The sequence below is a fragment of the Vineibacter terrae genome (assembly GCF_008039615.1).
GTDB classification, from domain to species: domain Bacteria; phylum Pseudomonadota; class Alphaproteobacteria; order Reyranellales; family Reyranellaceae; genus Vineibacter; species Vineibacter terrae.
This window is the reverse complement of record NZ_VDUZ01000013.1, coordinates 157,375-168,350: the sequence shown is the minus strand read 5'-3', so window position 1 is coordinate 168,350 and position 10,976 is coordinate 157,375. Positions and strand designations below refer to the sequence as shown.

The 10,976-nt window shown below is 67.0% G+C and carries 12 protein-coding genes; 8 read left to right on the top strand and 4 right to left on the bottom strand.

Features of this window, described 5'->3' with window-relative positions:
- The 3 genes from FHP25_RS13980 to FHP25_RS13970 form a co-directional block, all read left to right on the top strand.
- Window positions 1–218, top strand: a 218-nt coding sequence (locus FHP25_RS13980) for a transposase (protein ID WP_147847546.1), incomplete at its 5' end; no start/stop codon positions are given.
- A gap of 154 nt (window positions 219–372) precedes the next feature.
- Entirely contained in the window at window positions 373–1,932 is a 1,560-nt protein-coding gene (locus FHP25_RS13975) for a fatty acid--CoA ligase (protein WP_147847545.1), read from the top strand.
- A gap of 4 nt (window positions 1,933–1,936) precedes the next feature.
- A complete protein-coding gene (locus tag FHP25_RS13970; protein ID WP_218578371.1) occupies window positions 1,937–2,419 on the top strand; it encodes an HAD family hydrolase in 483 nt (160 codons plus the stop codon).
- Window positions 2,420–2,623: 204 nt separating this feature from the next.
- Here the strand turns inward: FHP25_RS13970 and FHP25_RS13965 are convergent, their stop codons facing one another.
- Entirely contained in the window at window positions 2,624–3,106 is a 483-nt protein-coding gene (locus FHP25_RS13965) for a GNAT family N-acetyltransferase (protein ID WP_147847544.1), read from the bottom strand.
- A gap of 183 nt (window positions 3,107–3,289) precedes the next feature.
- Here FHP25_RS13965 and FHP25_RS13960 point away from each other — a divergent pair, with 183 nt between their 5' ends.
- Both FHP25_RS13960 and FHP25_RS13955 read left to right on the top strand, forming a co-directional pair.
- Window positions 3,290–5,017: an N-acyl-D-amino-acid deacylase family protein gene (locus FHP25_RS13960; RefSeq protein ID WP_147847543.1), complete on the top strand. Its 1,728-nt coding sequence runs from the start codon at window positions 3,290–3,292 to the stop codon at window positions 5,015–5,017.
- Window positions 5,018–5,023: 6 nt separating this feature from the next.
- Window positions 5,024–5,659 (top strand): TetR family transcriptional regulator, encoded by a 636-nt coding sequence (locus FHP25_RS13955; protein ID WP_147847542.1) that lies wholly within the window; start codon window positions 5,024–5,026, stop codon window positions 5,657–5,659.
- A gap of 43 nt (window positions 5,660–5,702) precedes the next feature.
- Here the strand turns inward: FHP25_RS13955 and FHP25_RS13950 are convergent, their stop codons facing one another.
- Complete coding sequence (locus tag FHP25_RS13950) at window positions 5,703–6,389, bottom strand: VOC family protein (protein WP_147847541.1); 687 nt, start codon at window positions 6,387–6,389, stop codon at window positions 5,703–5,705.
- Between the two features lie 170 nt (window positions 6,390–6,559).
- On the opposite strand from FHP25_RS13950, the gene FHP25_RS13945 reads away from it, so the two are divergent.
- Window positions 6,560–7,624, top strand: coding sequence for a phosphotransferase (locus FHP25_RS13945; RefSeq protein ID WP_147847540.1), 1,065 nt, complete (start codon window positions 6,560–6,562; stop codon window positions 7,622–7,624).
- A gap of 16 nt (window positions 7,625–7,640) precedes the next feature.
- Here the strand turns inward: FHP25_RS13945 and FHP25_RS13940 are convergent, their stop codons facing one another.
- On the bottom strand, window positions 7,641–8,027 hold the full coding sequence (locus FHP25_RS13940) for a PAAR domain-containing protein (RefSeq protein WP_231712319.1): 387 nt from the start codon (window positions 8,025–8,027) through the stop codon (window positions 7,641–7,643).
- A 163-nt stretch (window positions 8,028–8,190) separates the two neighbouring features.
- Between FHP25_RS13940 and FHP25_RS13935 the strand changes: the two genes are divergently transcribed.
- Both FHP25_RS13935 and FHP25_RS13930 read left to right on the top strand, forming a co-directional pair.
- Window positions 8,191–9,354, top strand: a complete 1,164-nt coding sequence (locus FHP25_RS13935; protein WP_147847539.1) for an acyl-CoA dehydrogenase family protein — start codon at window positions 8,191–8,193, stop codon at window positions 9,352–9,354.
- A gap of 65 nt (window positions 9,355–9,419) precedes the next feature.
- The gene (locus tag FHP25_RS13930; protein WP_178133525.1) at window positions 9,420–10,067 is read left to right on the top strand and encodes a histidine phosphatase family protein; all 648 of its coding nucleotides are present in this window, start codon (window positions 9,420–9,422) and stop codon (window positions 10,065–10,067) included.
- A 15-nt stretch (window positions 10,068–10,082) separates the two neighbouring features.
- Here the strand turns inward: FHP25_RS13930 and FHP25_RS13925 are convergent, their stop codons facing one another.
- Window positions 10,083–10,958: an alpha/beta fold hydrolase gene (locus FHP25_RS13925; RefSeq protein WP_147847537.1), complete on the bottom strand. Its 876-nt coding sequence runs from the start codon at window positions 10,956–10,958 to the stop codon at window positions 10,083–10,085.
- Window positions 10,959–10,976 lie beyond the last annotated feature (18 nt).

The following is a 10,976-nucleotide window of genomic DNA, read 5'->3' as shown; positions in this document are numbered from 1 at the left end:
CGCCGCTCGCCGCGATGCGCCACCGGCTGGCCACGCCCGACGGCAAGCGGCTCTATGCCCTGCGCAAGCAGACCCCTGAGCCGGTGTTCGGCATCATCAAATCGGTCATGGGATTCCGCCAATTCTCATTGCGGGGCCTCGAAAAGGTCAAAGCCGAGTGGCGCCTCGTCACCATGGCCTGGAACATCAAGCGGATGTTCACCCTCGCACACGCCTGACAGGCAAAGTACCACCAAAAATCGCGACCCCATGACCTCGGCGCTTTCAAAATCACTCAATCAACTACCCAATAACCTCAGTCCGACAGGCTGCTAGGATGCCGCGCAACCCAACGATGCCCGGCATGCCGGGCGAGAGAACCTGGAGGAAACGTTGACGACGGTCCCGACGTCCATTGCCGACATCGTCCGCAACCATGCCCGGCAGCAAGGCGCCACCCCTGCCCTGGTGTTCCAGGGCCGGACGACGGACTATGCCACACTGGATCGCCGCGCGAGCCATGTCGCCAACGGCCTGCGCGCGGCCGGGCTGAAGCCCCAGGCCCGGGTGGCGCATCTCGACAAGAGCGACGATGCCTTCTTCGAGCTGTTCTTCGGCTGCGCCAAGGCCAATTGCGTCATGGTCTCGGTCAACTGGCGGCTGGCGCCACCGGAGATCCTGCACATCGTCAACGACGCCGAAGCCGAGATCCTGTTCGTGGGCGAGGAGTATTTCCCGGTCGTCGAGCGGATCCGCAGCCAGCTCACGACAGTGCGCACCATCGTGGCGCTGAACGGCATTCATCCCGATTTCGAGGCTTTCGCGCGCTGGCGCGATCGGCAGCCAGCCGATGATCCGATGCTGCCGATCGCCCCTGACGACGTGGCTGTGCAGTTCTACACGTCGGGCACCACCGGCCTGCCCAAGGGCGCGCAGCTCACCAACTACAACCTGCTGCATCTGCTGCCGACCTGGACCCCGACCTGGCACATGGCTCCCGCCGTGCGCAACATCGTGGTGCTGCCGATGTTCCATATCGGCGGCGCCGGCTGGGCGCTGGCCGGCCTCTATGCCGGCTGCACCAACTACGTGATGCGTGACGTGGTGCCGCTGGAGATCCTCAACCTGATCCAGGAGCAGCGCATCGCGGTGGCGCTGTTCGTGCCGGCGATCATCCTGTTCCTGGTGCAGACGCCGCAAATCCGCGAGACCGACCTTTCCAGCCTCAAGCTGATCGTCTACGGCGCCGCGCCGATACCGGCCGACCTGCTGCGCCAGGCGCTCAAGATCTTCCCGTGCGGCTTCCAGCAGGTCTACGGCCTGACCGAGAGCACCGGCGCCGTCACCCTGCTCCCACCCGAGGACCACGACCCCGACGATCCCAAGAAGCTGCTGTCATGCGGCTACGCCCACAAGGGCGTCGAGCTGCGCATCGTGGGCGACGACGGCACCGACTGCGGGCCCAACCAGGTGGGCGAGATCGCGATCCGCTCGCCGCAGGTGATGAAGGGCTACTGGAAGCTGCCCGACGCCAGCAAGCGCGCCATGCGCGAGGGCTGGCTGTTCACCGGCGACGCCGGCTATCTCGACGAGAAGGGCTATCTCTACATCTACGACCGCGTGAAGGACATGATCGTGAGCGGCGGCGAGAACATCTATCCCGCCGAGGTCGAGAGCGCCCTGTTCGGCCATCCGGCGGTGGCCGACGTGGCCGTGATCGGCGTGCCCGACGAGCGCTGGGGCGAGGCCGTCAAGGCGGTGGTGGTGAAAAAACCGGGTGCCGAGATCAATCCCGGCGAGTTGATCGGCTGGGCGCGCGAGCGCATTGCCGGCTACAAGCTGCCCAAGTCCGTCGATTTCGTCGACGCGCTGCCGCGCAACCCCACCGGCAAGATCCTCAAGCGCGAGCTGCGCAAGCCGTACTGGGAAGGCAAGGAGCGGCAGGTGAACTGACGCAATGACCATCAGCGCCCTGATCTTCGATTTCGACGGCACGATCCTCGATATCGAGACACCAGAATTCGAGTCATGGAGCGAGGTGTTCACTGCTCACGGCGCGACGCTCTCGCTCGACTGGTGTAGCGGCTGCATCGGCACCGCAGGTCTGGCCTTCGATCCCTACGCCCACCTCGAGCGATCCATCGGCCGAACGGTCGACCGGGAGGCCATCCGCGCCGGCCGCCGACCAAGGCATCTGGCGTTGATCGAGTGCCAGCAGCCACGGCCCGGCGTCTTGCAGTGGATCACCGCAGCCCGCGCCGCGGGCCTGTCGCTGGGCGTCGCATCGACCTCTTCTCGCGACTGGGTACACGACCATCTGGATCGCCTCGCCCTGCGCACCTCCTTCAGCCATACAGCCTGCGGAGATGAGGTCGACCGCGTTAAGCCGGCGCCCGACCTTATACCAGCTCGCGCTGCAACGCCGGCAGAAGGGCCCTGACCAAGCGATCGCCATCGAGGACTCTCCCAACGGAATTGCCGCTGCCAAGGCAGCGGGATTGTTCTGCATCGCCGTCCCCAACCCGCTTACCGAACCGCTCGACCTCAGCGCGGCTGATCTGCGCCTGACGAGCCTGGCGGAATTGCCGCTCGCCGAGGTCTTGCGCTCGATCGGCTGAGCCGGCTTTCGACCCGTCCTGCCCGATCAGGCGCCGCCGCCGAACGCGCCGGCCTCGCAGACATACACGGTCTGCGCATGGGGGCCGACATTCTCCTCGATCGGCACCCAGCCCTGGTGCGTGTAGAAGCTGCGCCGCTCCGGCACCGAGCAAAGATAGATCCGCTCGAAGCCGAGGCCGAAGCAGGCCCGCATCGCGTGACCGACCAGGGTTCGGCCGACATGCCGGAGGCGATGCTGCGGATCGACCCAGACGGCAGCGATCCACGGCGAATATTCCGGGCGCTCAGCCAGATCGGACGCGATGCACACCGCCGAACCGATGTAGCGGCCCGCGGCGTGGGCGACCACGGCGAAGGGAAGCGGGTCGTCGTCGAGGCAGTCGCGAAGCCGGTCCGTCAGATGGTCCAGACGATGGCCTTCCGGCTCCCACCATGCCCGCCAGATGCGCTCGGCAACGGTATCGAGGAATTGCGGCTGCTGCCGAAGATCGCAGACCGTGAAATCCATTGGCCTATCCCAACACTTTGCAACCTGCCGGCGCCGGCCGCCCGTTCCCTGCTTTCGCCGACGAGCGGGTGCCGCAGGCCTGGCCATCGTGCCGATGCCTGGGCCGGCGGGCATCATCCGATTGGAGGACTTGACAGAGTGTCTGATTTTATCGAACGTTCGTTCAAATCAGGAGGAAGCGCCATGGCACGCTACGACCGGGTCATTCGCGGCGGCACCATCATCGATGGTGCGCGCCTGCCGCGTTTTCGCGGCGATATCGCCATCCGTGACGGGATCATCGCCGAGATCGGCCGCATCGATCCTGCCGATGCCCGGGAAGTGATCGACGCCGATGGGCTGATCGTGGCGCCGGGCTTCGTCGACCTGCACACGCACTACGACGCCCAGGTGTTCTGGGACCCCTACTGCACCCTCTCGGGCTGGCACGGGATCACCTCGGTGGCGATCGGCAATTGCGGCTTCGGTTTCGCGCCGGTGCGGCCCGAGCTGCGCGAGCGCGCGATGATGACAATGACCCGGGTCGAGGCCATTCCCATGGCCTCGATGCAGCAAGGCATGCCATGGGACTGGGTGACGTTTCCCGAGTTCCTCGACAGCGTTGAGCGAACCCCCAAGGCGATGAACATCCTGCCTTACGTGCCGATCGCGCCGCTGCTGATCTGGGTGATGGGCTTCGATGCCGCCAAGGCGGGCGCGCGACCGACGGATGCGCAGCACGCCGAGTTGTCCCGGCTGCTGCACGAGGCGATGGACGCCGGCGGCTGCGGCTGGTCGGCCCAGCGCATGCTGCCGTCGGGCCCGGCCTGTGTGCAGCGCGATTTCGACGGCAGCCCGATGCCGACCGACGTGATGCACGACGACACCTGCCGTGCCCTGGCCGGCGTGCTGCGCGAGCGCAACGAAGGTTTCATGCAGATGCTGCTGGTGTCGGGCGACAACGCTCAGGACCAGCGCTTCTACGAGGAGATGGCCGAGATCAGCGGCCGCCCGATGATCATGAACGTGGTGCAGGCATTCGATCATCGGCCCGAGATCCACCGCCGCGTGCTGGCGTGGCTGCGCAGCTGCCGCGAGCGCGGCATCCGCGTGGTCGGCCAGGGCCTCACCACGGATGCCGGCTTCACCTTCACGTTCGAGAACTGGAACCTGTTCGACGATATCCAGGCGTGGTGTGACGCCACCACCGGCACGCTGGCGGAGCGCAAGCAGAAGCTGGCCGACCCGGCCCGCCGGCAGGCGCTGCGGGAGAACATGCCCAAGACGGCCACCGGCCCCCTGCCCCAGATCGTGATCGTCGGCCCGCAGACCGAGGGCAACAAGAAGTGGCTCGACCACACGCTGGCGCTGGCCGGCGAGAAGATGGGCAAGCATCCCGTCGACGTGATGCTCGACATGGCCGTGGAGGAGGATCTGAAGACCGAGTTCTTCGCCGCTCCGCCCAATGGCAAGATCGAGCACCTGAAGGAGCTCGTCGACGACCCTTATGTGCTGTTCGGCGTCTCGGATGGCGGCGCGCATACCAAGTTCCTCACTGCCGGCCGCTACCCGACCGAGACCTTGTGCAAGGTCGTGCGCGAGCACGGCATGATCTCGCTCGAGGAGGCGCATTGGCGGCTGTCGGCGCTGCCGGCCCAGGTCGCCGGGTTCGAGGGCCGCGGGGTGCTGCGCAAGGGCGCGCCGGCCGACATCGTGGTCTACGATTTCGACCAGCTCGCCGTGCTGCCGGATGAGATCGTGCATGACCTGCCCGGCGGCGAGTGGCGGCGCGTGCAGCGGGCACGGGGCTATCGCTACGTGCTGGTGAACGGCGAGGTCACCATCCGCGACGACCAGCAGACCGGCACCTGCTCCGGCCAGCTGCTGCGCCATGGCGTGGGTCGCCGCACGCCGATGCCGCGCGCTGCATAGACCGCCATGGTGCAGGGCAAGACAGCTGCGCTGGCAAGCGACGACCGCCAGCCCGACCGCGAGGCCGCTGGCGGCCGGGACATCCTTCTGTCGGCGGCGCTCAACGCCTTCGCGACGCAAGGCTTCCACGGCACCTCGATGCGGGACATCGCGACCCGCGCCGGCATGAGCATCTCGGCGACCTACTACTACTTCCCGTCAAAAGCCGACCTGTTGCGCCACATCATGGTGTCCGTGACGGAGGACCTGATCGCGGACCTGGAGGCGGCCCGCGATGCGGCCGGCGATGACCCGACCGCCCGGCTCGCCGCCATCGTGCGCGCGCATGTGCGCCTGCACACTGAGCGGCAGATGGAATCGTTCGTCGGCAACAGCGAGCTGCGCAGCCTTTCGGCGGCCGACCACGCCACCGTGATCGGGCTGCGCGATCGTGTCTCAACGATCTTCAAGGACGCCGTCGCCGATGGCCGGCAGCGCGGTGTGTTCGATTGCCCGCATCCCGCCGAGGCCACGATGGCCGTGGTCACGATGTGCACTTCGGTCGCGGGCTGGTACCGATTGGACGGACGGCACAACCCCCAAACCATAGCTGACCGCTACGCTGCGCTGGCGTTGCGGCTGGTGGGGTGTTCCGCGGCATGATTGCCGTGAGCGCGCCACGCCGATGGCGCGCTCACGGCAAGGGCTACGCCACCTTGACCGGCGGCGTGGTCTCGCTGCGCTGGCGCGTGTACTCCTCGTCGGGCGTCGCCAGCATGTCCTGGTAGCGCTTCTCGGGATAGACCATATGCGGCTTGGACGCATCCATGGGCGGCTGCGGCACGCGTCCACCGTCGCCGTCGTAGCGTGCCGGCGATTTATAGCGTGCCAGCTCCAGCTCGGAGATGCCGGCGAGCTTCACCACCTCGGGATCGATCCAGGCCCGGGCGTCGATGGCGGCGCGCGACGTCGAAATTTCCAGGCTAAGGTTCTCCGGCCCGGCGAAATAGATCGACTTGCAGAAGCCATGGTCGATCGGCCCGAACACGTTGACGCCGCGCGAGCGGATGCGGTCGCGCAACGCCATCAGCTCGGCGTCGTCGGCGCAGTTCAGCGCCAGGTGCTGCATGGCGCCGCCGGCACAGGGCGCCCCCGGATTCCCGGAATGCGATATGCCGATCTGCCGTTCGATCTTGGGGATATCAGGCGTCTGCACGAAGGCGATCGAGCAGTGGTCATTGAGCTTCACAAAGCCATGCCAGGCTCCCTTCACGCCGTGCATCCAGTAGAGCGCGACCAGCTCGGTGCCCAGCACGTCGCTGAAGAAGGCGATCTGAGTCTTGATGTCGGCCGTGGTGATGGCCAGATGGTGGACGCCGTTCGGCTTGGTCATGGGATCCTCCCTTGTGGGCGCTGCCCATGGTGGCGCCGGACCCGGCGCCGATCAAGGCGCTGCCGCAGACCGGCGGCGTGCCGCAAGTCGGAACGTAAAGGCCATCGACGCCGCGGCCGTCGGACGGTAAACAGGCGTTCATCACGCGTTTGAACGAGTTGGAACCGGCCATGACCGATCTGCCCGACAACCTCACGCCGGTGCGGCCGGCACATGTCTTCGACGAAGCCAAGCTCGCGGCTTTCATGAAGGATCACGTCGAGGGCTACAAAGGCCCGCTGGCGGTGCTGCAATTCGAGGGCGGCCAGTCGAATCCGACCTTCCTGCTCAGCGACGGCGGCGGACGGCGCTATGTCCTGCGCAAGAAGCCGCCAGGCAAGCTGCTGCCGTCGGCGCACCAGGTCGACCGCGAGTACAAGGTGATCAAGGCACTGGGCGATCACACCGACGTGCCGGTGCCGAAGGCGTATGCGCTGTGCCAGGATCCGGGCGTCATCGGCGTCGACTTCTACATCATGGAGTTCCTGCCCGGCCGCATCCTGGCCGACCCGCTGATGCCCGACGTCTCGCCGGCGGACCGCGGCAAGATCCTCGACTCGCTCAACGACGTGCTGGCGCGCCTGCACAATGTCGACCACAAGGCGATCGGGCTGGGCGATTTCGGGCGCGAGGGCCAGTACATCGCGCGGCAGATCGCGCGCTGGACCAGCCAGTACGACCTTGCCCGTACCGAAGACATCGAATCGATGGAGCAGCTCAAGAAGTGGCTGCCGGCCAACATCCCGCCGGGCGACGAGACCCGCATCAGCCACGGTGACTATAGGCTAGGCAACACCATCGTGCACCCGACCGAGCCGCGGGTCATCGCGGTGCTCGACTGGGAGCTGAGCACGCTGGGCCATCCGCTGGCCGACCTCGCCTACAACTGCATGACCTACCATTTCGGCCCGGGCTACGGCGCCACCGGCGGGTACGCCGGCAAGGATCTCAAGGCGCTGGGCGTGCCCAGCGAGCAGGACTACCTGGCGGCCTATGCCCGGCGCACCGGCCGCAAGGACATCCCGCACTGGGATTTCTACATGGCGTTCTCGCTGTTCCGCCTGGCGGGTATCGTTCAGGGTGTCTACAAGCGCGGCCTGGACGGCAACGCCTCGTCAACCACGGCCACGAAATACGGCAACCGCGCCCGCGGCATGGCGGACATGGCCTGGAACCTGGTCAAGCACCGCGCGTGACGCGGTGCCACCCGGCTCAAGGGCCGATAAACACGGTGAAGCACCCGACAACGACCCTGCCACCGTGCGCCGTCGTATCGACGAGGATCCGGATCGCCATCAGATTGTTCACCAGCACCGTCGGCGAGCCGATGACGAAGACATCGGGCGGGCCAACGCAGGTGAGCATGTCGGTCACGCGCGCCTGAGGCAGCGAGCCTGTCAGCGTATTGATCGAGCACGGCGGCAGGACCGGGCCGCCGACATGCGGGACGATCCCTGTCACCATTGGACAGACATGCATGTCCGTGACGCGTGCTGCCGGCATACCCATAGGCGTCGCCTCAAAAAACGAGTTATCACTCACTAAAGTAACCGAACCGGCGCGCGATTGCCAGTGGAACTTTCGGCTGAGCCCGAGCATCGTGATAAGGCCATGCCGCCCGAGGCGATCGATCGGACTGGCACGGTGCCGGCGTAGCTCGCCTCTTCCGCAGGGTAGGTCACGGCATGCCATACGAGGCTGGCGACATCGGGTGCGTGCCGTCAAGATACGCCCACGACATGTAGCCAAGAGAACGGGTCCAATGCTCGCCAATTCCCTGCCCTCCCCGTATTTCCGCGAAGAGCACGAGATGCTGCGCGACCAGCTGCGCCGCTTCGTCGACGAGGAGGTGAAGCCGCATGCCGAAGCGTGGGAGGATGCCGGCAGCGTGCCACGCGAGGTGCTGCGCCGCATGGGCGAGCTGGGCTTCCTCGGCATCCGCTATCCGGAGCAGCACGGCGGCAGCGCCATGGATTCGCTGGGCAGCGTGGTGCTGGCCGAGGAGATGGGCCGCTCCTCTTTCGGCGGCTTCGGCATCACTGTGCTGGTCCATACCGACATGGCCTCGCCACATCTGATGAATGCCGGCAAGCCCGAGCAGATCGCGCGCTACATGCCTGACATCGTCGCTGGCCGGAAGATCTGCGCCGTGGCCGTCACCGAGCCGGGCGCCGGCTCGGACGTCAAGGGCATCCGCACGACGGCGCGCCGCGACGGCGGCGACTACGTGCTCAACGGCAGCAAGATGTTCATCACCAACGGCGTGCTTGCCGATCTCTATTTCGTGGCCGCCAAGACCGACTCGACGGCCCGCGGCTCGGCCGGCATCTCCATGTTCATCGTCGAGAAGGGCACGCCCGGCTTCACCGTCGGCCGGGCGCTCAAGAAGACTGGCTGGCTGTCCTCGGACACGGCCGAACTGGTGTTCCAGGATGTGCGCGTGCCGGCCTGGAACCTGCTGGGCGAGGAGCATCGCGGCTTCTACGCCGTGATGAAGAACTTCCAGAACGAGCGGCTGGTACTGGGTGCCCAGGCGACGGCCGAAGCCGAGACGGCGCTCGCCCTGACGCTGCGCTACGTGATGGACCGCCAGGCGTTCGGCGCGCCGCTATGGGACAAGCAGGTGATCCGCCAGCGGCTATCGATGCTGGCCGCGCGCGTGGCGGCCGCCAAGCAGCTCGTGCACCACACCGGCTGGCTCGATGCCCAGGGCCGCGAGTGCGTGCGCGAGGTGTCGATGGTCAAGGCGCTGTGCGGCGAGCTGGTCAACGAGGTGATGTACGCCTGCCAGCAGTTCCATGGCGGCATGAGCTATGTCCGCGAGACCGCCATCGAGCGCATGGCCCGCGACGCGCGGGTGCAGGCGATCGGCGGTGGCGCCACCGAGGTGATGCTCGAGGAAGTGGCCAAGCGTTTGCAAGGGTAGGTCTGGCAAGGCCAGCCTTGGCAAGGGTAATGCCACGGCCACGGTTTCCGGCTAGAAGGGTCCGCATGAGCACGACCGCCTCGCTTGAGAACAATGCCGGCCAGGTAGCGCTGCGCGCCGCCGCCCGCGTGGCCGGCCTGATCGCCGGCCGCGACCGCTTCCTGTTCCTGCGGCACGGCCGCACGGCCGGGAACATGGGCCGCATCTACCAGCATCCCGATATTCCGCTGTGCGACGAGGGCTTCTGCGATGCCGACGATGCCGCGCAGGCGTTGCGGGAGATCGCGTTCGATCACATCTATGCCAGCGACATGGCCCGCGCCTGGCTGACGGCCGGCCGCGTCGCGGCTGTCACCGGCAAGCCGGTGGCCGTTCGGCGCGCCCTGCGCGAGCGCTATTTCGGCGACCTGATCGGCACCAGCAGCGAAGGGCTGGATTGGCGCATCGACCCGCCCAACGGCGAGACGATGGCCGGCTTCATCGAACGCACGCTGAGCGGCGTCGCCGAGCTGCTGGTCCCCGGCCCGATGCCGCTGCTGATCAGCCATGGCGGCGTGCTGCGCGTGCTGTGCGGGGCGCTGGATGTCGAGCTGCCGGTCGAGCTGACGGCCAACGCGCTGCCGCTTGCCTTCGAGCGCGACGGCGGCAGCGGCTGGCGCATCACGCCGCTGATGCAGCCGGCGCCGGTGCCGCAGACCGTCGGCGTCGCGTAGCCCTGTCCTTCGTGCCTATCGGAACATGCTGGCGCCGGCCGGCATGGTGTGCCGCGGCGTCCATTTGCCGGCCTCGACCTGCACGATGAAATCCCACAGGGCGCGGTTGAAGGCCTCGGGCTCCTCGAGGTTCACCGTATGGCCCGTCTTGGGCACCACCAGCAGGCCGGCATTGCCCATGCAGCGCTTCAACCACAGGCTGGGCTGCAGTACGTTGTCGTCCTCGTCGCCGGCGATGATCAACGACGGCACGGCGCAGGCCGCCCACTCGGCCTCGAAGTCGTAGAGCGACGGCCGCTTGCCCTGATATTCCTGCATGGTGTGCGCCGCGCCCACGGTATCGTGCTGCCGCAGCTGGGCCACGAACTCGGCGAAGCCGCGCGGATCCTTCTGGCGATGGCGCTGGCGGCTGGCGCCCTGGGCATAGCTGTCGGCGAAGGCCGACTGCCCATCGGCGCGAATGCGCTCGGCATTGGCTTTCGCTTCGGCCTGGAACTGCTGGAAGAACTGCTTCTCGGCACCGAAGCCGCAGCCGCAGATGCAGGCCGACAGCGTGCGCGCCGGATAGCGGCGCGCGAAATGTGCCGCCGCGAAGCCGCCCATCGAGAGGCCGACGATATGCGCCTTGTCGATCTTCAGGCCATCGAGCACGTCGCGGATGTCGTCCACGACACGGTCCTGGCCATACTTCGCCGGATCGTCGGGGATGTCGGACGGGGCGTAGCCACGAAAGGAATACGTGATGCAGCGGTGCCGGCGCGCGAAGAAGCGCATCTGCGGCTCCCAGGCGCGCCAGTCGCCGGCATACTCGTGCACGAACACGATCGGCGTGCCCTCACCGGCCTCTTCGTAGTAGAGCCGAACGCCGTCATCACAGGTGATATGGGGCATCCTCTCCCTCCCCGGCCG

Coding starts and splice junctions, on each gene's coding strand:
- FHP25_RS13970 (WP_218578371.1), top strand. CDS start 1,937: ATGACCATCAGCGCCCTGATCTTCGATTTCGACGGCACGATCCTCGAT.
- FHP25_RS13965 (WP_147847544.1), bottom strand. CDS start 3,106: ATGGATTTCACGGTCTGCGATCTTCGGCAGCAGCCGCAATTCCTCGAT.
- FHP25_RS13960 (WP_147847543.1), top strand. CDS start 3,290: ATGGCACGCTACGACCGGGTCATTCGCGGCGGCACCATCATCGATGGT.
- FHP25_RS13955 (WP_147847542.1), top strand. CDS start 5,024: ATGGTGCAGGGCAAGACAGCTGCGCTGGCAAGCGACGACCGCCAGCCC.
- FHP25_RS13950 (WP_147847541.1), bottom strand. CDS start 6,389: ATGACCAAGCCGAACGGCGTCCACCATCTGGCCATCACCACGGCCGAC.
- FHP25_RS13945 (WP_147847540.1), top strand. CDS start 6,560: ATGACCGATCTGCCCGACAACCTCACGCCGGTGCGGCCGGCACATGTC.
- FHP25_RS13940 (WP_231712319.1), bottom strand. CDS start 8,027: ATGCTCGGGCTCAGCCGAAAGTTCCACTGGCAATCGCGCGCCGGTTCG.
- FHP25_RS13935 (WP_147847539.1), top strand. CDS start 8,191: ATGCTCGCCAATTCCCTGCCCTCCCCGTATTTCCGCGAAGAGCACGAG.
- FHP25_RS13930 (WP_178133525.1), top strand. CDS start 9,420: ATGAGCACGACCGCCTCGCTTGAGAACAATGCCGGCCAGGTAGCGCTG.
- FHP25_RS13925 (WP_147847537.1), bottom strand. CDS start 10,958: ATGCCCCATATCACCTGTGATGACGGCGTTCGGCTCTACTACGAAGAG.